We start from the raw sequence: 18860 nt of genomic DNA on the forward strand, positions 1-18860 counted from the left end.
ATGACCCACAACGTTCCCAACCGGAACTGGTCCTACCCCACCGCGATCAAGTTCGGCGTCGGCCGCATCGCGGAACTGGCCGACCACGCCAAGTCCATCGGCCTGACGAAACCCCTTCTGGTGACCGACAAGGCGCTGGCGTCCCTTCCGATCACCAAGAGCGCGCTCGACGTATTGGAGGCCGGGGGCCTCGGCCGCGCGGTCTTTTCGGATGTGGACCCGAACCCGAACGAGAAGAACATGGAGGCGGGCATCGCGGTCTACCTCGCCGGCGGCCATGACGGGGTGATCTGCTTCGGCGGCGGCTCGGCGCTGGACCTCGGCAAGATGATCGCGCTGATGGCGCACCAGCCGAAGAAACTGAAGGTCTGGCAGCTGGAGGATATCGACGACTGGTACACCAGGGCGGACGCCAGCAAGATCGCGCCGATCATCGCGGTGCCGACCACCGCCGGGACCGGGTCCGAAGTGGGCCGGGCGGGGGTTCTGACGAACTCCGAGACGCACAAGAAGAAGATCATCTTCCACCCCAGGCTGATGCCCGCCGTCACGATCTGCGACCCGGCCCTGACCACCGGGATGCCCAAGTTTATCACCGCAGGCACCGGCATGGATGCGCTGGCGCATTGCCTGGAGGCCTTCTCCAGCCCCTTCTACCACCCGATGTCCCAGGGCATCGCGCTGGAAGGGATGCGGCTGGTGTTCGAGAACCTGCCCAGGGTCTATGCCGACCCGGGTGACCTCGACGCCCGCGCCCATATGATGAGTGCGGCGGCGATGGGGGCGGTGGCGTTCCAGAAGGGGCTGGGGGCGATCCACGCGCTGTCCCATCCGATCGGGGCGGTCTACAACACCCACCACGGCACGACGAACGCGGTGGTCATGCCGATGGTCCTGGACTTCAACCGTAAGGCCGTGAAAGACCGGCTGGCCTCGGCTGCGGCCTATTGCGGGATCAAGGGCGGCTACAAGGGCTTCTACCAGCGCATCCTTGACCTGCGGGAGACGCTGGATATCCCGAGGAACCTGACCATGCTGGGCGTCAAGGACCCCGACCTCGACATGCTGACCAAGATGGCGCTGGAAGACCCCTCCTGCGGCGGAAACCCGGTGAAGATGACGAAGAAGAATACCCGGGCACTCTTCAAGGCCTGCCTCTGAAACTGCGCCGCGGCACACCCTGCGGTCCGGCTTGACGCTGATGCGTGAGACAACAGACATCGCGGTGATCGGGGCCGGAGTCATCGGCCTCACCACCGCTCTGGAGCTTGTCGACCAGGGCCGCGACGTGGTGCTGGTCGATCCGGGCGAGCCGGGGATGGGCGCAAGCTATGGCAATGCCGGCACGATCGCGGGCTATGCCACCAGCCCCGTCGGCACGCCGGCGGTGTTGCGGTCGCTGCCGTCTCTCCTCCTCAGCCGTACCTCGCCGCTGGCGATCCGGCATCGCGCCCTGCCCAGCCTGACCCCGTGGCTGGTGCGCTTCCTGAGCCAGTCCCTGCCCGCTGCGGCACAGCGGAACGCGACGGTCCTGGCCAGCCTGCTTCAGGACGCGGGCGAGAGGTGGGACGCGCTTGCCCTGAAGGTCGCCGGTGCAGGCATCCTCCAGCGCCGCGGCTGCCTTTACCTCTACGAAACGCCGTCAGCCTTCGCCCTGGCCGAGGCCGAAATGGCCCCGCGCCGCGCGCTGGGGGTGACGGTCGAGATGGTCGGCCCCGACCGGCTTGCTGAATTGGAACCCGGCCTTCCCCCCGGCATGGGCGGTGCCGCCTTCTTCCCGGATGCGACCTTTCTTGACGATCCCGGCCGGATGATGGGCCTGATCGCCGCCGCCGCCCTGTCGCAGGCCCGCCTGATCCGCGCAAGGGCCGAACGGCTGACGCGCGGGCCGGATGGCGTGGTCATCGAAGGCCCCGGCCTTCATCTGCACGCCCGCCGCGTGGTGATCGCCGCGGGGGCGCATTCGCGTGACCTCGCCCGGCAAGCCGGGGACCGGGTGCCTCTGGATACCGAACGCGGCTATCACGTCGAATGGGACATGCCCGCGTCACTGCTGTCCCGCCCCACCTGCCCGACGTCGCGCGGCTTCTACTTCTGCCCGATGGCGGGGCGGCTGCGCGTTGCGGGAACTGTCGAGCTGGGCGGGCTGACCCTGCCACCCTCACCGCACCGGATTCAGAGGCTGGTAGACGGCGCGCGGGCTTTCTTTCCCGACCTTGGGGAACCGGACCGCGAATGGATGGGATTTCGTCCGAGCCTGCCGGACAGCCTGCCGGTGATCGGCCCCTCACGGGGCGGGGACGACGTGATCCTGGCCTTCGGCCACGGGCATCTGGGGGTAACGCTGGCCCCGATCACGGCCCAGCTTGTCGCACGTTTTCTTGCCGGGAAAAGCAGGATGGTGGAGTTTCCACAACTCCTGCCGGATCGCTTCTGAAGACTGGAGGGTCCGGCACGGCGACAACCGCCGCACCGGACAGGCTCAGATCATTCAGTGGGCTGCGGGGCCGGAGCCGGATCATCATCATCGCCGCCGCACAGCGCGACGCAGAGCGCGATGCCGACCAGGAGCAGCGGCAGGATGCCGCCCGACGCCGGAGCATCGGCAACGACTTCCGGCTCTTCGGTCACGATGACCGGGCCACCGGCATGGGCGGTCGTGGCCGATACGGCGACCAGCAGGGCAAGGGTGGATGTCAGCAGCTTCTTCATCTTCATGTCCCAAATGTTGGCAGGCTATCGCCCGCGGGTGGACCGGCACGGCTGCAGCCGCCGTGCCGGGATATCTTCAATCAGCCGCCAGCCGCCACAGCTACAGGCTGGGTGGACGTCGGAACCGGATCATCGTCATCGTCCCCGCCGCAGAGCGCGACACAGAGGGCGATGCCGACCAGCAGCAGCGGCAGGATGCCGCCCGAGGTGCCGGCCTGCTCTTCAACGACCGGAGTCGGCTCTTCGACAACAACGACCGGGCCGCCTGCATGCGCAAGCGAGGCGGACAGCAGGACCGAGGCAGCAAGGACAGACGCAATAACGTTCTTCATGGTTACCCCCAAAATGAGACTCGGCATCCTATGATGCGCGTGACGCAGCGGAACGTTATGTGCCATTCCTTTGCCTGACAAACGGAATCGTGATCAGGAAGCAGGTTCGCCTGTGACCTGTGGCAAACGGGCAAGAGTGCCGAACACAGATCGGTCGCCACAAGATTGCGGGACCAAGTCACAGTGCCTCACGGCCAAGAAATTGCCGGGACAGATAACTCCGCCCCGGCAACACTGCCACGCAACTGCGCGCTGCGGGCAGTTTCTAGGTTGGATGGCTTAGAAGTTCGTCGACGGAGCCGGCGCAGGCGTGGTTGCAACCGGCTCATCATCGTCATCGCCGCCGCAAAGCGCGACGCAGAGCGCGATGCCAACCAGCAGCAGCGGCAGGATGCCGCCCGAAGTGCCGGCCTGCTCTTCCACGACGGGGGTCGGCTCTTCGACGACAACCACCGGGCCGCCGGCATGGGCAAGCGAGGCGGACAGCAGGACAGAGGCTGCAAGGACAGAGGCAAGAACGTTTTTCATGACATCTCCATGAGACAAGGCTGGCACCGACAGACGCGGCACACGTGCTTGTGACGGTATGCCCACAATCAAGCGCAGACAAACGGAATCGCAGCGGCGACCATTCTCAACGCCGGTCTGTGGCATTTCGGCCTGACCTTTGGGCACGCCTTACAGCTGACCTGGCAAGGCAAATGCCTTGATTGGACGAAATGACGGTAAAAACTGAAAATGCCGGGACGAGATTGTCCCGGCATTTAAACCGCAAGTTCGCCCGCAAGGCGGGCAGCTCGCCGCTAAATTGGATTACTGAACCGGAGCAGGCGAAGGCGCCGGCGTGGTCGCGACCGGCTCATCATCGTCATCGCCGCCGCAGAGAGCGACGCAGAGCGCGATGCCAACCAGGAGCAGCGGAAGGATGCCGCCCGAGGTGCCAGCCTGCTCTTCAACGACAGGGGTCGGCTCTTCGACGACGACGACGGGGCCGCCGGCCATGGCGGCCGAGGTGAAGACGCTGAGCGCCAGCACCGAAGCAACGAGTTTCTTCATGGTGTTCTCCACATGTGTTCGTTCCCACCGAAACTGGCAGGGCACCCGCAAAACCTACTTAGGCGTGTGAGGGCCTTCAACAGCTAACGAACCCGTCACGGACGGCAATCCGGCAGCGTTGCAGGATTGGCACAATGTTGCCCGATTCGGGCCCTCAGACCATACCGGGCACCACCTGGTCCGGGGGCCGGTGGCCATCTGCGAAGGTCTTTATGTTGATAATCACCTTCTCGCCCATCTCGATTCGACCCTCGATCGTGGCAGACCCCATGTGGGGCAGAAGGACGACGTTCGGCAACTCGCGCAGCCGCGGATTGATGTCGGTGCCATGCTCGTAGACATCAAGCCCCGCCCCGGCCAGCTCGCCTGCCCGCAGCGCGCGGGTCAGGGCGTTTTCATCCACGACCTCGCCGCGCGAGGTGTTCACCACCACGGCAGAGGGTTTCATCAGCTTCAGCCGGCGCGCGTTCAGAAGGTGGAAGGTCGCCGGTGTGTGCGGGCAGTTGATCGACAGGATGTCCATCCGCGCCAGCATCTGGTCCAGGCTTTCCCAGTACGTCGCTTCCAGCGGGTCCTCGACCTCGGGGCGCAGGCGCTTGCGGTTGTGGTAATGGACCTGCAGACCGAAGGCCTGCGCCCGCCGCGCCACCGCCTGCCCGATCCGCCCCATGCCAAGGATGCCCAGCCGCCGCCCGCCCAGCCGACCGCCAAGGTTCGCCATCGGTGACCAGCCCTGCCACTGGCCAGACTGCATCAACTGCAACCCCTGCGGAATGCGCCGCGTGACCGCAAGAAGCAGCGCCATGACCATGTCGGCGGTATCCTCGGTCACCACGCCGGGGGTGTTCGACACCAGGATCCCCCGCTGCCGGGCCGTCGCGACATCGATATGGTCGAACCCCGCGCCATAGCTTGCGATAAGTTTCAGCCGGTCACCGGCCTGTGCCAGCAGGCCCGCGTCGATCGTGTCGGTGATCGTCGGCACCAGAACATCGGCCCGCCGCATGGCCGCTGCCAGTTCCTCGCGCGTCATCGCCACGTCGGGATCGCGCAGTTCGACGTCGAACAGCTCCTTCATCCGGGTCTCGACCACCTCGGGCAGCCGCCGCGTCACCACCACCGAAAGGCGTGCCACTGGCATGATCGTTCCCTCCGACACTTCCAAATCCGGCGTCCTTGGGGCAAGGTAAGCAAAGCTGCGCGCAGCACAAGCCCCGGGAAAGGGGCGGCGGGAGGCTTCGGGCGGCAGCTTGCAGGGCGGAACGGGATGAAGCGGACGGGTGCGGTTCTTGCGGTGCTGGTGGCGACGCTGTCCTTTGGGCTGCCCGCCACCGCGCAGGAAACCGCGCCGGTCGAGGGCGCAGAGCCGCGGGTCGCAGCCGATTCCACTGGCGCTACTGTCACCGAGACAAAGGAAAAGCCCTGCCAGCCCGGCTTCGGCTGCGTGACGAACCTGCCCTTGCCGCGTTTCGTGTCGCTGAAGGGCAGCGAAGGCAACGCCCGCCGCGGCCCTGGCCTCACCCACCGGATCGACTGGGTCTTCACCCGGTCCGGCATGCCGCTTCGTATCACCGCCGAATTCGAGAACTGGCGGCGTGTCGAAGATGTCGAAGGTGCTGGCGGCTGGGTGCACTATTCGTTGCTCTCGGGGTCGCGGACCGCGCTTGTGACCCTTGACATGGCCGAGTTCCGCAACAGCCCGTCCGACGACGGGACAGTCGTGGCGCAGGCGGAAACCGGCGTCATCGGGCGCATCCTCGAATGCCAGCCGGACTGGTGCCGCATCGCGCTGGAAGGACAGCGCGGCTGGGTGCGGAAGTCCGCGATCTGGGGCGTGAATGCCGATGAAGTCTTCGACTGAGGCACCCACCGCCCCCGGCCAGCGCAATCGGCTGACCTTTTCCGCCGGCTTCGCCTCGGTCGCCGTCTCGGCCACGCTCGTCGCGCTCAAGCTCTGGGCGCTGGCGGAAACCGGGGCCCTCTCCATTGCCGCCTCGGCCGCCGACAGCGCGATCGACCTGATGATGTCGCTCGGTGCCGCCGCGGCAATCATCTATGCCGCGCGTCCGGCGGATGAGGACCACGCTTTCGGCCACACCTCGGCCGAGGATCTTGCCGCGCTGGCGCAGGCCGCCTTCATCGTCGTCGCAGCCGTGGTGATCGGCTGGGGGGCGGTTGACCGCCTGCTCTCCCCCGAACCGACCCGGCTTCAGGCCGAAGGCTGGGGCATGGCGATCATGCTGGTTTCCATCCTTCTGACGCTCGCGCTCGTCTGGTGGCAGGGCCGCGTCGCCCGGGCCACCGGCAACCGCGTGGTCGCGGCCGACCGGCTGCATTACCTCGGCGACCTTGTCCCTGGGGTGGGGGCGCTGATCGCGCTCTGGGCCTCCAGCCGCTTCGGGATGGGCTCGGTCGATTCGATCATCGCCCTTGGTGCCGCGGTCTTCATGCTGCTGGGCGCCGTCAGGATCGGCAAGGCCGCCTGGGACGCGCTGATGGACCGCTCCGCTGACCCGGCAATTCTGGCCGGGATCGCCGAGATCGCACGCGACTGGCCCGGCGTGCGCGACTTTCACGACCTGAAGACCCGCACAGCCGGCAGCCGGATCTTCATCAATCTCCACATCGAGCTTGATGGCGACCAGTCCCTGCGCGACGCCCATGCCATCGGCGCAAGCCTGAGGCGTGAGATCATCCGGCGCTTCCCCCAGACCGATGTCATCATCCACAAGGATGTCTTCGACCGGGACAAGGCCCCCAAACCGCCCGAGCAAGCTTGACTCTTCCCTGCGGACGCGTGAATTGTGCGCCTGTATAACAGGAAACGCTCCATGGACACCGGTCGCCGCACCTATCGTCGCGAAAGCCAGGAAATGCGCCGCGCCGACCTTATCACGGCCACCCAAAGCCTTGTCGCCGAAGGGGGGCCCGAGGCGGCAACCGTGCGCGCCATCGCGGCGCGGGCCGGGGTTACCGCAGGATTGATCCGGCACTACTTCCAGACCAAGGACGAACTGACCCGGGCGGCCTACCGCGCCCTGATGGACGGGATGACCCTGAAGGGATCGGAAGCGCTGGAAAGCGTCGGTGCATCGCCCGAGGAACGCCTGGCCGCCTTCGTTGCCGCCTCACTGACCCCTCCGGTCCTCGATGGTGGGGCGGTCGTGCTTTGGGCCGGCTACATGCACAAGGTGCGCGGCGATGCCGAACTCCTCTCGGTGCACGAGGCCGCCTATACCGCCTACCGTGACATCCTTGAGCGGCTGATCTCCGCCCTCCCACGCGAGGTGCCTGCCGCGCAGATCCGGGGCGAGGCGATCGCCTGCAATGCCGTGATCGACGGGCTATGGGTCGAAGGCTCGCTCCTCCCCCATGCCTTCGCCGAGGGCGAGATCGTTGCCCTTGGCCTGAAGTCCGTGGGTGCGATCGTCGGGGTCGATCTTGGCGCCCATGACTCACTCCTGACCCAACCGCGGAAGATGCCGACATGAAATACGCCTCCGTCACCGATCGCCTCGCTGGCCTTGGCGGCGCGAAATGGGCCGTGCACGCCCGCGCCCGCGCGATGAAAGCCGCCGGCGAAGAGATCATCGAACTGACCATCGGCGAGCCGGACGTGCCAACGCCTGAGGTGTTCCTTGACAAGGCCCATGCGGCGATGCGCGCGGGGCGGACCGGCTATTCCAACGGGCGCGGCGAGCCCGGCGTCGTTGCCGCCCTTGCCGCCCGCTACACCGCCCGGCGCGGGCGCCCCATCGGCACCGACCAGGTGATGTGCCTGCCTGGAACGCAAACCACGCTTTACGCCATCCTCCGCACCCTGGCCGAGGCCGGGGACGAGGTGCTGATCGGCGACCCGATGTATGCAACATACGAGGGCCTGATCGCACAGACAGGGGCGAAGACGGTCCCGGTGCCACTCCGGCCCGAACACGGCTTCCGGATGCAGGCCGAAGATGTGGCGCAGCGGATCACGCCACGTTCGCGCGTCCTTTTCCTCAACACCCCGCACAACCCCACAGGCGCGGTCCTGCGCCCCGACGACATCCGCGCACTGGGAGAGCTTGCCCGCAAGCACGACCTCTGGATCCTGTCGGACGAGGTCTATGAAGACATGATCTTCCCTGGGGTCAGCTTCGCCTCGCCGCTCGACTTCGCCGATCTGGCCGAACGGGTGGTCGTCGCCTCCTCGATCTCGAAGTCGCACGCCGCCCCCGGCTTTCGCTCGGGCTGGTGCGTCGGACCGGCCGAATTCTGCGAACGCCTGCTCCCACTTTCAGAAACCATGCTTTTTGGCAGCCAACCCTTCATCGCAGACATGACGGCCCTTGCAGTTTCCAAACCCTCACCGGTCGCAGCCGGGATGACCGAACGCTTCGCCCGCCGCGCCGGCCTGCTCGCGGAACGCTTGGCTGGAGTGAACGGGATTTACGTCAACCAGCCCGAAGCCGGGATGTTCGCGCTTCTGGATATCCGCGCGACCGGGCTTTCAGGAGAAGAGTTTGCCATCAGCCTGCTTGAGCGTCAGAAGGTCGCCGTCATGCCCGGGGAAAGCTTCGGCGCGGGCCTTTCGGGCTGGCTTCGCCTGTCGCTGACCCAACCCGACGACCGCACCACCGAAGCCGCCAACCGTATCGCCGCACATGCGGCCGCCATTCTGGGGAATGCAGCATGACCACCGTCGGCATCCGTCTGGTCGAGGGTCTTATCGCGCGCTGCGTTGATACCGTCTTCGGCATCCCCGGCGTTCACACGATCGAGCTTTACCGGGGTCTGGCCGCGGCCGGCGACAAGATCCGCCATGTCACGCCCCGCCATGAACAGGGCGCGGGCTTCATGGCCGACGGCTACGCCCGCGTCTCGGGTAAGCCGGGGGTGGCCTTCGTCATCACCGGCCCGGGCCTCACCAACACGCTGACCGCCATGGCCCAGGCCCGCGCAGATTCCGTGCCGATGCTCGTCGTTTCCGGCCTTGGACGCAGCGACACGCTGGGCAAGGGCTGGGGACGGTTGCACGAGCTTCCCGACCAGGGCGCAATGGTCGCGACCCTCTGCCATACCGAGACGGTGACCGATCCGAAGAAGCTGGGCGATGTCCTTGACCGCGCCTTCGCCGCCATGACCGCTGGCCGTCCCGGTCCCGCGCATATCCAGATTTCCACCAACATGATGGGCCAGCCCTGCCCCGCCCTGCCGCCCCCGTCGCTTGGCGGGTCGGCGGTCCCACTGCCCCTTGGCCGCATCCGCAGCATCGCCGCCGCGCTCAACAACGCCGAGCGGGTCGTCATCCTTGCCGGCGGCGGCACGCGCGGCGCGCATGACGAGCTTCGCAAGCTGGCCGAGCTGCTGGACGCCCCGGTGATCCTGACCGCGAACGCACGCGGTGCACTCCACGACCACCGGCTATGCGTGCCCGCCTCGCCCAGCCTGCCCTCCGTCCGCAGCCTGATCGCCGCGGCGGACCAGGTGCTTGCCATCGGGACGGAACTTGGGCCGACCGACTACGACGTCTATGCCAAGGGCGGCGTGCCGGACCTGTCCGACATGATACGCATCGACATCTGCGCCGACCAGCTCGCCCGCCACCCAGCGAAGATGCCGATCAAGGCCGATGCGGGGCCGATGATGGCCGCCCTCTTGCCGATGATGCTGCCCGCCAACCGCAACGGCGCCGCCCGGGCTGAGGCCGCCCGCGTCGCCGCCCGGGCCGAGCTTCCGGGCCTGTCCGCCGCGATGCCCGGCCAGCTCGAGATCGTCGAGGCGATCCGCGCCGCCACCCCGAAAGCGATCATCGTGGGCGACAGCACCCAGCCGGTCTATGCCGCGAACCTCTACTATGACCACGACCGCCCCGGCGGCTGGTTCAACGCCGCAACCGGCTATGGTGCCCTCGGCTATGCCCCCGGCGCTGCCGTCGGCGCCGCCATCGCCGCACCCGGCACGCCGGTGATCTGCCTCATCGGCGACGGCGGCCTCCAGTTCTCACCCGGTGAGCTCCGCACCGCCGTGGATGAGAAACTCCCCATCACCTACATCGTCTGGAACAACGCCGGCTTCCGCGAGATCGCCGAGTCGATGGAACAGGCGAAGGTCCCCGTGATCCTGGGCTGCAACCCCTCGCCCCTCGAGATGGAGGATTTCGCCGCCGCCTGCGGCATGCCCTTCGCGCAGATCCAGCAGGATGCAGCCGAGCTGGCCGAGATGCTGGCCACCCCGCAGGATGGCCCCCGGTTCCTCGAGATTCAGGTACGCTGACGCGCCAGAAGCGGTACCAGCAGGAACAACAGCCCCAGCACTCCCGCCGCCCAGACGAAGGCAAAGCGCAGCCCGAAGGTGCCCGCGATCAGCCCCAGAAGCGGCGGGCCGAGGAAGTACCCAAGGTAGCCCAGCTGCGTCGCCCGGGCGATGGCCCGCGCCCGCGCTTCGGGGGCGCTCTCCTGCCCAACGACCGAAAAGGCCGTAGGAGCAAGGACCGATGCCCCGATACCCATGATGATGAAGCCCGCGTAGGCCTCCATCGGGCCACCGGCCTGCGACGCGATCAGCGCGCCAAAGGCCGCTATCACGGCGCCCGTCTTCAACAGCGTGTAGGGATCGATCCGCCCCGCCAGCCACTGCCCGCCCAGCCGGGCAAAGCCCATGGTCAGCGCCAGCGCCGCCGGCCCCAGCGCGCCTTCCTCGGGGCTGCCCCCCAGCGTCTGCTCGATATGCAGCGCCGACCAGTTCTCGGCCGCGTTCTCGGTCATGAAGGCGATCATCACGATGCCCCCGCCGATGACCGGCACCAGCCCAAGCGGCAGGGCGCTGCCGTCCTTCGGCTTTCTCAGGCCGTGGATGCGCCCGTCCGCTTCCAGCGTCATCAGCGCGCAAAGGATGCCCACGCCCGCCATCGTTCCCATGACCCAAGCCGGCGCCCAGCCTGCCCCGCGCATCAACCCGGTCAGGATCGCGCCCCCGGCATAGCCGAAGGAATAGACCGCATGGGCCAGGTTCATCAGGTGGATCTGCCGCTGCGTCTCCATCGCCGCCACGCGCGCGTTCATCAGGACATCGGTCAGCCCGGTCGCCGCCCCGGCGCAGGCCATGGCGAGCGGAAACATCCACACGGCACTCGCCTGCCCCGGCAGGGCAAAGGCCAGCGCCATCAGGAAAACCGCCAGCGGCAGCGCCGCCCGCCCCAGCGCCGCTCCGAAGGCCGGGGCCAGAAGCATCGCCGTGATCGCCGCGATCGGCGTGAAGAAGATCAGAAGGCCCAGGCCCGCCTCGTCCACCCCCAGCATCGCCTTCAGGTCCGGCAGCACCGCCGCGAAGGTGCCCCAGAGCACCCCCATCGCCCCGAAGGCCGCCAGCGCGGGGCGGGAATAGGCAAGGGTGGCAAGGGACGACATGCGGCTCGGGACTCCTGCGCCATTCCTCCCCTTCCGGGGGGGCAGGGCAGGGTCACCCGGCGCAAGGCCGGTCTAGCCTGCCCGCAGCCCCGCCTCCAGTCCCGCCGCGACCCCCGCGCCCGCTGAAAACGACACGCGGAACTTCCCGCTTTCCTTCCCACCGATTCCCCGCTATAGGCCCCCGGTCGCGCCATGCACCCTTGGAGGATGGCGGACTTATAGTGGAGAAGAACCATGGCACGCGAGATCATCGATCTTAACGCCGAGGTACGGACGGGGACAGGCAAGGGGGCCGCCCGTCAAGCCCGTCGTGACGGCTACGTACCCGGCATCATCTATGGCGACGGTCAGGAACCGGTCGCCATCAAGATGAAATACAACTACCTCCTGACCAAGCTGCGGCAGGGCCGCTTCCTGCAGTCGCTCTTCAACCTCAAGGTCGAAGGCCAGCCCGACGTCCACGTCATCTGCCGTGGCGTCCAGCGCGACGTGGTCAAGGATCTGCCGACGCATGTCGATTTCATGCGCATCCACGATGACAGCCGGATCGAGCTGTTCATCCACGTGACCTTCATCAACCACGAGGCTTCCCCTGGCCTCAAGCGCGGCGGTACCCTTACCGTGGTCCGCCCCGAGGTCGAGCTTGAAGTCACCGCCGGGGACATCCCCGATCACATCACGGTCGACCTGACCGGCAAGAAGATCGGCGACGTCATCCACATCAACGACATCGAGCTTCCGGCCGGCGTCAAACCGACCATCGCGCGGAACTTCGTGATCGCCAACGTCGCGGCACCGTCGGGCCTCGTCTCGGAAGAGAACGCCGAAGCCACCGCCTGAGGCGGCTGACCGAACCGAAATGCGCGGGGGGCCTTCGGGCCCCCCGTTGCATTTCCGGAACAACGCATCGTCGCCTTCCAGGCGCGCCTCGCACCCCGGCGACGAGAAGGCGAAGCCGCACGAGGAGCGGCTGCACAGTTGAGCGTCCCGTCCTTCCGGCCTATATCCGGCAGGCAGCAACGGCGGGGACCGTCAGGTGAAACTCTTCGTGGGCCTCGGCAATCCCGGGCCGAAATACGCGGGCAACCGGCACAACATCGGCTTCATGGCGCTGGACCGCATCGCCGCCGACCACGGGTTTTCCCCCTGGCGCAAGGCCTTCCAGGGGCTTGTCAGCGAAGGCCGCCTCGGGACCGAAAAGGTGGCGCTTCTGAAGCCCGAGACCTTCATGAACCTCTCCGGCCAGTCGGTGCAGGCCGCCGTCGCCTTCTGGAAGCTCCCCCTCGCCGACCTGACCGTCTTCCACGACGAACTGGACCTTGCCCCCGGCAAGCTGCGCCTGAAGCAGGGCGGCGGCCATGCCGGGCACAACGGGCTGCGCTCGATCCACGGCCATCTCGGCGACGATTACGCCCGCGTCCGCCTGGGCATCGGTCACCCCGGCCACAAGGATGCCGTGGCGGCCTATGTCCTGCATGACTTCGCCAAGGCCGACCAGGACTGGCTCGAGGACCTTCTCCGCGGCATCTCCGAAGGTGCTCCGGCATTGGCGGCAGGCGACGGGCAGAAGTTCATGAATGCCGTCGCGCTCCGCACCGCGCCGCCCAGGTCCTCGACCTCGGCCGAACGGCCAGAGCCTGCACCCGCCCCCAGGGCCCCCGCCCCGGAACCGCCGAAAGCCACCGAGGATACCCGTAGCCCGATGCAAAGGCTTCTGGACCGCTTCCGGTGACCTTGGTCGAGATCCTCTTGCTCGGACGGTTCAAGACCGATTTCTTCGAAGAAATCGGGTCGTTTCCTTTGAAGGAAACGCGCCGGAGTTTTCGAAAACTCCGGGCACCCTGGGGTATCAGGATCAGGACCGGGATGACCTTGCCTTGTGCGGCTGAGGCCCCGTAAACGGGTCCGCCGGATAGCTCACCCCCACCAGGTACAGCCCCTGCGGCGGGGCGACCGGCCCGCAGGCCGCCCGGTCCCGCGCCTCCAGCGCCGCCGCTACGTCAGCGGGGGACCAGGCCCCCGCCCCCACCCGCTCCAGCGTGCCGACGATGGATCTCACCTGGTTGTGCAGGAAACTCCGCGCCGCAAGCTCGAAGCGGTACTCGACTCCGCCCGGATAGGCGTGCTCGGTCACCTCGATCCGGTCCAGCGTCTTCACCGGACTCTTCGACTGGCAAAGCGTCGACCGGAAAGTGGTAAAGTCGTGATGCCCCACCAGTTCCGCCGCCCCCGCCCGCACCGCCTCTAGGTCCAGCGGGTTCAGCACCTGCCAGACCAGTCCCCGGTCATGCGTGACCGGCGCGCGGCGGGCGACGAGGCGGAACAGATACTGTCGCCCCGTCGCCGAAAACCGGGCGTGAAAGTCGTCCGCCACCCGCGCACAGGCGATGATCGCCACCGGATCGGGCCGAAGATGCGCGTTCAGCGCCGAGGCAAGGCGGAACGGGTCCCAGGCGCGGGCAAGGTCGACATGGGCGACCTGCGCGGTCGCATGGACCCCCGCATCGGTGCGCCCTGCTGCGGCAATCGTATGGGGTCCGGGCTCCAGCCTGCCCAGCGCCGCCTCCACCGCGCCCTGCACCGACGGCAGGCCGCCCGCCTGCCGCTGCCAGCCCGCGAAGGGGCCGCCGTCATAGTCGATCTTCAGGGCAAAGCGCGGCATGGCCCCTCCCTACCCCGGATGGGGGACGTGGTGCAATCCTTTCCAAATCCTTTACGCGCGAATATAACAATATGTAATCATTATATATTCCTGATTTGACCACTGTGGTCACCCGGCTTTCCGGATAGGTTTCGCCGGCCCCACCCATCCGGCTTCCCTTCCCGGCCCCCGGCCTCTATCTTCGCCACCACGAACGAAAGGGACGGGCCTTGGCAATCTCGGGACTGACGGACGGCATCTCCCGGGGGATCGAAGGGGCCGGGGCCACGCTGTCCGAGACCTTCTTCGACACCACCGTCCGTCTCGGCGTGACCGGCCTCTCCCGCGCCGGGAAGACCGTCTTCATCACCTCGCTGGTCGCGAACCTTTTGAACCGGGGGCGGATGACCCAGCTTCAGGCGCAGGCCGAAGGGCGGATCGAGGCGGTCTACCTCCAGCCCCAGCCCGATGTCACCCTCCCCCGCTTCGATTTCGAGGCGCACCTCGCCGCCCTGACCGGCGACCAGCCCCGCTGGCCCGCCTCGACCCGCGCGATCTCGGAGCTTCGGCTTTCCTTCCGGGTCCAGCCGGGTGGCTTCCTTTCGTCGTGGCGCGGACCACAGACCCTGCACCTCGATATCGTCGATTACCCCGGCGAATGGCTCCTTGACCTCGCCCTTCTCGACCAGACCTTCGACCAGTGGTCCGAGGCCACCCTCACCCGGCTTGCGAAGCGCCCCGAAGCCGCCGATTTCGTCGCCCTTGCCCGGGCCGAGGACGGGGCCCTCCGCCTCGACGAAGCGAAGGCCCGCCACCTGGCCGAGGCCTACACCGCCACCCTCGCCGCCGCCCGCGACGCGGGGCGGATCGACGTGACCCCGGGCCGGTTCCTCCTGCCCGGCGACCTTGCCGGGTCGCCCGTTCTGACCTTCGCCCCCCTGCCGAAGCCCGCAACAACCGGTCGCTCCAGCCTCTGGCGCGAGATGGAGCGGCGGTATGAGGCCTACAAGTCCAAAGTGGTCCGCCCGTTCTTTCGCGACCACTTCGCCCGGATCGACCGGCAGATCGTGCTGGCCGACGTCCTGACCGCGGTCCATCAGGGCCCACGCGCGGTCGAGGACCTGCGCCGGACGCTCGCCGAGGTGCTGGGGGCCTTCCGCCCGGGCCGGAACAGCTGGCTGACCTCTCTCTTCGGCGGAAGAAGGGTGGAGCGCATCCTCTTCGCCGCCACCAAGGCCGACCACCTCCATCACGAGCAGCACCCCGCCCTGACCGCGATCACCGCCGCCCTGCTGGCCGAGGCGAAGTCGCGCGCCGACTTTTCAGGCGCCCGGACCGACGCGCTCTCTTTGGCCTCCCTCCGCGCCACGGTGGAGGAAACGGTGGTCCGTGACGGCGAGACCCTGCCCGCAGTCAAGGGCACCCTCCTTTCCACCGGCAAGCCCGCGGTGATGTATCCCGGCACCCTGCCAACCGATCCGGCCCACCTCCTCGCCCCCGCGCGCGAGGGGGCCGAGGCCTGGCTTGACGCGGACTACAACCTGATGGCCTTTGCCCCCGCCCGCCTGACCCTGCGCCCGGGCGAGGGGCCGCCGCATATCCGGCTGGACCGCGCCGTCGAGTTCCTGATCGGAGACCTGCTGTGACCGTCCCGCCCAAGGCCCGGAAACCGTTCCTGCAGGAGATCGACGAAAGCGTCGATCCCGCCGCCGCGCCCCCGGTCCCCGACATCCTGCCCGAAGGCCAGGCGATGCAGACCATCGCCAGCCTGTCGCAGACGCGCGGCTCGGCCCTCGGCCGCTTTGCCGCCTGGGCCTTCGGCTCGCTTTTCCTCTTCGTCCTGTCGGTCGCAGCCTGGGAATTCGTGACCGACCTACTGACCCAGAACATCATCCTGGGCTGGATCGCCTTTGGCCTTGTTTCTCTTGCCCTTCTGGCCGCGCTGATCCTTGCCTTCCGGGAATGGGCCGCCTTTGCCCGCCTTGCCCGGCTGGACAGCTTGCGGATCCGGGCCGAGGCCGCCCATGCCGCCGCCGACCTTCCGTCCGCGCGGCGCGTGGTGGCCGACCTGACCCGTCTCTACTCTAGTCGCCCCGACACTGCCTGGGGCCGCGCCCGCCTTGCCGAACGCGAGGCCGAGGTGATGGATGCCGACGCCCTTCTTGCCCTGGCCGAGCGCGAGCTCATGACGACCCTCGACGCCCGCGCCCGGGCTTCGGTGGAAAGCGCCGCCCGGCAGGTGGCGACGGTCACGGCACTGGTGCCGATCGCGCTGGCCGATGTCGCGGCCTCACTTGTCGCAAACCTGCGGATGATCCGCCAGATCGCCGAGATCTACGGCGGAAGGTCGGGCAGCTTCGGCAACTTTCGGATCCTGCGGCGGGTCTTCGCCTCACTCCTGGCCGCCGGGGCGCTGGCCTTGACCGACGACATGATCGGCTCGGTCGCCGGGGGCGGGGTCCTGTCCAAATTGTCGCGCCGCTTTGGCGAAGGCGTGGTCAACGGCGCATTGACCGCGCGGGTCGGGGTCGCCGCGATGGAGCTTTGCCGGCCCCTGCCGTTCCGCACGCTCGACCGGCCGCAGGTCTCGTCCCTGATCTCCCGCGCGCTGACCGGCGTCTTCAGTGCCGGCATGCGTGAGGCGAAGGACGGCTGACCTCAGTTCAGGTCCTTGAGCAGGCGCCCGTGCTTTCTGACCTCGGCCAGAACCTCTCCAAAAGAGCGGAAGCCACGACCGTTCAATGCGGGGACCAGCTTCAGGAAGGCATCCGCGGTGGCGACGGTATCGCCAATGGCCGTATGCCGGGCCTCTTCGGGAATGGTGATCCCCAGACGATGGGTCAGGGCATCAAGGCTGTGCACCTCGTGCTGCCCGTAGACCACGGCTGAGAGCAGCACCGTATCCAGCACCGGCATGTCGAAGGTGAGGCCAAGCGGCCCTTCCATCCGGCGCAGGAATTCCATGTCGAAGGGGGCGTTGTGGGCGATCAGCACCGCGCCTTCGGCAAACTTGTGGAAGGCGCGGACCACCTCGGCCACCGGCGGAGCGTCAGCCACCATGGCATCGGTGATGCCATGTACGCTGGTCGAAACCGGCGGGATCGGACGGCCCGGATTGACCAAGGTGTCGAAAACCTCACCCTCCACCCGACGGCCATTGACGATGCGGACGGCAGCAAGCTGCACAAGCTCGTCCCCTCCTTGCGGGTTCAGGCCCGTCGTCTCGCTGTCGAAGACCACATAGGTCAGCCGATCCAGTGCGGCATCCGCCAGCCTGTCGCTGCGGGCGGGGGACAGAAGGTCGAAATCGTAGACGACCTTCCGTGCCACCGGCTTTGGCCGGGCGACGGCGCGGCGGGCACGGCGGATCGGCAGGCAGATCGCGGCGCTGCCATCGGGCAGGACCTCGGGCCAGATCTCGGTCGCATGGGCGGCAAGCACCATCTGCGCGGTGCGGTCGGGCACGTCATCCGACAAGACGCCGGAAAGCCAGCCGTCCAGTTCGCCCACGCCCGCGCGGGGACCCTGCCAGCACAGGCGGATGGCGGCGCCGCTGTCTTCTTCTTCGACCTTGAGCACAAGTGATCCACCGGCCCGGTCGGCGACCTTCCGGGCAAGGACCGCAAGAAGCATGATCAGCTCGAATCCGTTGCAGGACAGGATCAGGTCCGCAGCCTCGGCCCGGATCGGGATGCCATCCGCCGAAAGCCGCGCGGCAAGACCCTTGGCAAGGTCCGAGGCGCGGGTCGGCGGCAGGACACCGGCGTCGCCCCGCCCTTCGTCACGGGCCTCGCCAAAGCGGGTCACGGCCTGAGAGAGGCGCGCGGTCTCGGACCGGAGGGCCTGGGCCATCGGGGCGGGAAGGGCATCTTCGGGCATCACGCCGACCAGGGTCGCAAGCGCGGCGGCCGGGCGGCGCAGCCCGTCGAGCGCGTTTTCCAGCATCGCTTCGCGCCGCGCCTCACTAGCCATGTCGCCGGTGATGTCGCGCAGGGTCAGCACGTAGCCATCGCCCGGGCCTGTCCCCAGAAGACGCATCCGCGCCGCAAGGACGCGGGCACCGGCGGTCGTGGTGCAAAGGAGGTCGGAGGCGGCATCCATGTCGCCCGTAGCCCGAAGACGGTCCAGAGCGTCCCGCAAGGGGGCGGCATGGAGGTAGTCGAAGAGCTTGCGGTCGAGCCCGGCCTCAAGCCCGCCAGCCCGGCCAGCCCCGATCACATCCGCCGCAGGACCGTTGTAAAAGACCAGCCCGTGGTCCGCCGAACACAGGATCACGCCCACCGGCACGTCCGACAGAAGCGCCTCGAGCCGGGCCTTTTCCGCCCCAAGGCGCTGAGTCTCACGCGCGACGGCCTCGGCCAGCGCGCTGCGGGTTTCCGAGAGGCTGAGGGCGGCGGCCTCGGCTGCGGGTGCAAGGTCGCCCAGATAGCGCGCGATGGTGGCATCCATAGTTGCATCGACATCGGCATGCGCCCGCGCGCGAAGGGCGCCGGAGAGCGTCTCGATGGGTTTCGCCACGTTGAGGTCGAAGAGATACCAGACCCAGGCCACCAGCCCCAGCGCGGCAAAGCTTGCAAGGACACCGGCCTGCACAAAGCCCTGCGCCGCGCCCGGATCACCCAGCCGGGTATAACCCAGCCAAAGCCCGACGATGGTTGCCGCGATCACCGCCGCCGCGAGGCCCGCAAAGATCAGGAAGACCCGCAGCCGAAGGGAAAGGCGGGTCAGCAT

The 18860-nt window shown here is 67.8% G+C and carries 19 protein-coding genes; 11 read left to right on the plus strand and 8 right to left on the minus strand.

Annotation, left to right across the window (positions count from 1 at the left end; translation table 11 throughout):
- Together AC2D9V_RS02600 and AC2D9V_RS02605 are read left to right on the plus strand one after the other, a co-directional pair.
- On the plus strand, nt 1-1161 hold the full coding sequence (locus AC2D9V_RS02600; protein ID WP_484712473.1) for an iron-containing alcohol dehydrogenase: 1161 nt from the start codon (nt 1-3) through the stop codon (nt 1159-1161).
- Nucleotides 1162-1201: 40 nt separating this feature from the next.
- Entirely contained in the window at nt 1202-2437 is a 1236-nt protein-coding gene (locus AC2D9V_RS02605; protein ID WP_484712474.1) for an NAD(P)/FAD-dependent oxidoreductase, read from the plus strand.
- A 50-nt stretch (nt 2438-2487) separates the two neighbouring features.
- On the opposite strand, the gene AC2D9V_RS02610 is transcribed toward AC2D9V_RS02605, so the two are convergent.
- From AC2D9V_RS02610 to AC2D9V_RS02630, 5 genes are all read right to left on the minus strand, one after another.
- Complete coding sequence (locus tag AC2D9V_RS02610; protein WP_484712475.1) at nt 2488-2712, minus strand: hypothetical protein; 225 nt, start codon at nt 2710-2712, stop codon at nt 2488-2490.
- Between the two features lie 80 nt (nt 2713-2792).
- On the minus strand, nt 2793-3044 hold the full coding sequence (locus tag AC2D9V_RS02615; protein ID WP_484712476.1) for a hypothetical protein: 252 nt from the start codon (nt 3042-3044) through the stop codon (nt 2793-2795).
- Between the two features lie 279 nt (nt 3045-3323).
- A complete protein-coding gene (locus tag AC2D9V_RS02620; protein ID WP_484712477.1) occupies nt 3324-3572 on the minus strand; it encodes a hypothetical protein in 249 nt (82 codons plus the stop codon).
- Nucleotides 3573-3857: 285 nt separating this feature from the next.
- Nucleotides 3858-4100, minus strand: a complete 243-nt coding sequence (locus AC2D9V_RS02625) for a hypothetical protein (protein ID WP_484712478.1) — start codon at nt 4098-4100, stop codon at nt 3858-3860.
- Between the two features lie 154 nt (nt 4101-4254).
- Nucleotides 4255-5241 (minus strand): 2-hydroxyacid dehydrogenase, encoded by a 987-nt coding sequence (locus AC2D9V_RS02630; RefSeq protein WP_484712479.1) that lies wholly within the window; start codon nt 5239-5241, stop codon nt 4255-4257.
- A 126-nt stretch (nt 5242-5367) separates the two neighbouring features.
- On the opposite strand from AC2D9V_RS02630, the gene AC2D9V_RS02635 reads away from it, so the two are divergent.
- The 5 genes from AC2D9V_RS02635 to AC2D9V_RS02655 are packed head-to-tail and all read left to right on the plus strand — an operon-like array spanning nt 5368 to nt 10355.
- Nucleotides 5368-5961 carry an SH3 domain-containing protein gene (locus AC2D9V_RS02635; RefSeq protein ID WP_484712480.1) on the plus strand — a complete coding sequence of 198 codons (594 nt, stop codon included), beginning with the start codon at nt 5368-5370 and terminating at the stop codon, nt 5959-5961.
- The gene (locus AC2D9V_RS02640; protein ID WP_484712481.1) at nt 5945-6880 is read left to right on the plus strand and encodes a cation diffusion facilitator family transporter; all 936 of its coding nucleotides are present in this window, start codon (nt 5945-5947) and stop codon (nt 6878-6880) included. The genes AC2D9V_RS02635 and AC2D9V_RS02640 overlap by 17 nt, the downstream gene beginning before the upstream one ends.
- 51 nt (nt 6881-6931) lie before the next feature.
- Nucleotides 6932-7591 carry a TetR/AcrR family transcriptional regulator gene (locus AC2D9V_RS02645; RefSeq protein WP_484712482.1) on the plus strand — a complete coding sequence of 220 codons (660 nt, stop codon included), beginning with the start codon at nt 6932-6934 and terminating at the stop codon, nt 7589-7591.
- Nucleotides 7588-8775 carry a pyridoxal phosphate-dependent aminotransferase gene (locus AC2D9V_RS02650; protein WP_484712483.1) on the plus strand — a complete coding sequence of 396 codons (1188 nt, stop codon included), beginning with the start codon at nt 7588-7590 and terminating at the stop codon, nt 8773-8775. Before AC2D9V_RS02645 ends, AC2D9V_RS02650 begins: the two co-directional genes overlap by 4 nt.
- Nucleotides 8772-10355 (plus strand): 5-guanidino-2-oxopentanoate decarboxylase, encoded by a 1584-nt coding sequence (locus AC2D9V_RS02655; RefSeq protein WP_484712484.1) that lies wholly within the window; start codon nt 8772-8774, stop codon nt 10353-10355. The genes AC2D9V_RS02650 and AC2D9V_RS02655 overlap by 4 nt, the downstream gene beginning before the upstream one ends.
- Here AC2D9V_RS02655 and AC2D9V_RS02660 read toward each other — a convergent pair.
- Complete coding sequence (locus AC2D9V_RS02660) at nt 10343-11488, minus strand: MFS transporter (protein ID WP_484712485.1); 1146 nt, start codon at nt 11486-11488, stop codon at nt 10343-10345. The two genes, AC2D9V_RS02655 and AC2D9V_RS02660, sit on opposite strands and share 13 nt — an antisense overlap.
- Before the next feature lie 234 nt (nt 11489-11722).
- Here AC2D9V_RS02660 and AC2D9V_RS02665 point away from each other — a divergent pair, with 234 nt between their 5' ends.
- Together AC2D9V_RS02665 and pth are read left to right on the plus strand one after the other, a co-directional pair.
- Nucleotides 11723-12328, plus strand: a complete 606-nt coding sequence (locus AC2D9V_RS02665) for a 50S ribosomal protein L25/general stress protein Ctc (RefSeq protein WP_484712486.1) — start codon at nt 11723-11725, stop codon at nt 12326-12328.
- A 196-nt stretch (nt 12329-12524) separates the two neighbouring features.
- A complete protein-coding gene (pth, locus tag AC2D9V_RS02670; RefSeq protein WP_484712487.1) occupies nt 12525-13220 on the plus strand; it encodes an aminoacyl-tRNA hydrolase in 696 nt (231 codons plus the stop codon).
- Between the two features lie 123 nt (nt 13221-13343).
- Here the strand turns inward: pth and truA are convergent, their stop codons facing one another.
- On the minus strand, nt 13344-14150 hold the full coding sequence (truA, locus tag AC2D9V_RS02675) for a tRNA pseudouridine(38-40) synthase TruA (protein ID WP_484712488.1): 807 nt from the start codon (nt 14148-14150) through the stop codon (nt 13344-13346).
- Between the two features lie 209 nt (nt 14151-14359).
- Here truA and AC2D9V_RS02680 point away from each other — a divergent pair, with 209 nt between their 5' ends.
- Nucleotides 14360-15775 (plus strand): YcjX family GTP-binding protein, encoded by a 1416-nt coding sequence (locus AC2D9V_RS02680; protein WP_484712489.1) that lies wholly within the window; start codon nt 14360-14362, stop codon nt 15773-15775.
- Entirely contained in the window at nt 15772-16785 is a 1014-nt protein-coding gene (locus tag AC2D9V_RS02685; protein ID WP_484712490.1) for a YcjF family protein, read from the plus strand. Before AC2D9V_RS02680 ends, AC2D9V_RS02685 begins: the two co-directional genes overlap by 4 nt.
- Nucleotides 16786-16787: 2 nt before the next feature.
- Here the strand turns inward: AC2D9V_RS02685 and AC2D9V_RS02690 are convergent, their stop codons facing one another.
- The gene (locus tag AC2D9V_RS02690; protein ID WP_484712491.1) at nt 16788-18860 is read right to left on the minus strand and encodes a 3'-5' exonuclease; all 2073 of its coding nucleotides are present in this window, start codon (nt 18858-18860) and stop codon (nt 16788-16790) included.

The organism is Tabrizicola sp. T46 (genome assembly GCF_057219895.1).

Bases quoted from the DNA above. Each gene is read 5' to 3' on its own strand.
- AC2D9V_RS02600 (WP_484712473.1), top strand. From the start codon at position 1: ATGACCCACAACGTTCCCAACCGGAACTGGTCCTACCCCACCGCGATC.
- AC2D9V_RS02605 (WP_484712474.1), top strand. From the start codon at position 1,202: ATGCGTGAGACAACAGACATCGCGGTGATCGGGGCCGGAGTCATCGGC.
- AC2D9V_RS02610 (WP_484712475.1), bottom strand. From the start codon at position 2,712: ATGAAGAAGCTGCTGACATCCACCCTTGCCCTGCTGGTCGCCGTATCG.
- AC2D9V_RS02615 (WP_484712476.1), bottom strand. From the start codon at position 3,044: ATGAAGAACGTTATTGCGTCTGTCCTTGCTGCCTCGGTCCTGCTGTCC.
- AC2D9V_RS02620 (WP_484712477.1), bottom strand. From the start codon at position 3,572: ATGAAAAACGTTCTTGCCTCTGTCCTTGCAGCCTCTGTCCTGCTGTCC.
- AC2D9V_RS02625 (WP_484712478.1), bottom strand. From the start codon at position 4,100: ATGAAGAAACTCGTTGCTTCGGTGCTGGCGCTCAGCGTCTTCACCTCG.
- AC2D9V_RS02630 (WP_484712479.1), bottom strand. From the start codon at position 5,241: ATGCCAGTGGCACGCCTTTCGGTGGTGGTGACGCGGCGGCTGCCCGAG.
- AC2D9V_RS02635 (WP_484712480.1), top strand. From the start codon at position 5,368: ATGAAGCGGACGGGTGCGGTTCTTGCGGTGCTGGTGGCGACGCTGTCC.
- AC2D9V_RS02640 (WP_484712481.1), top strand. From the start codon at position 5,945: ATGAAGTCTTCGACTGAGGCACCCACCGCCCCCGGCCAGCGCAATCGG.
- AC2D9V_RS02645 (WP_484712482.1), top strand. From the start codon at position 6,932: ATGGACACCGGTCGCCGCACCTATCGTCGCGAAAGCCAGGAAATGCGC.
- AC2D9V_RS02650 (WP_484712483.1), top strand. From the start codon at position 7,588: ATGAAATACGCCTCCGTCACCGATCGCCTCGCTGGCCTTGGCGGCGCG.
- AC2D9V_RS02655 (WP_484712484.1), top strand. From the start codon at position 8,772: ATGACCACCGTCGGCATCCGTCTGGTCGAGGGTCTTATCGCGCGCTGC.
- AC2D9V_RS02660 (WP_484712485.1), bottom strand. From the start codon at position 11,488: ATGTCGTCCCTTGCCACCCTTGCCTATTCCCGCCCCGCGCTGGCGGCC.
- AC2D9V_RS02665 (WP_484712486.1), top strand. From the start codon at position 11,723: ATGGCACGCGAGATCATCGATCTTAACGCCGAGGTACGGACGGGGACA.
- truA (WP_484712488.1), bottom strand. From the start codon at position 14,150: ATGCCGCGCTTTGCCCTGAAGATCGACTATGACGGCGGCCCCTTCGCG.
- AC2D9V_RS02690 (WP_484712491.1), bottom strand. From the start codon at position 18,860: ATGCTGACCCGCCTTTCCCTTCGGCTGCGGGTCTTCCTGATCTTTGCG.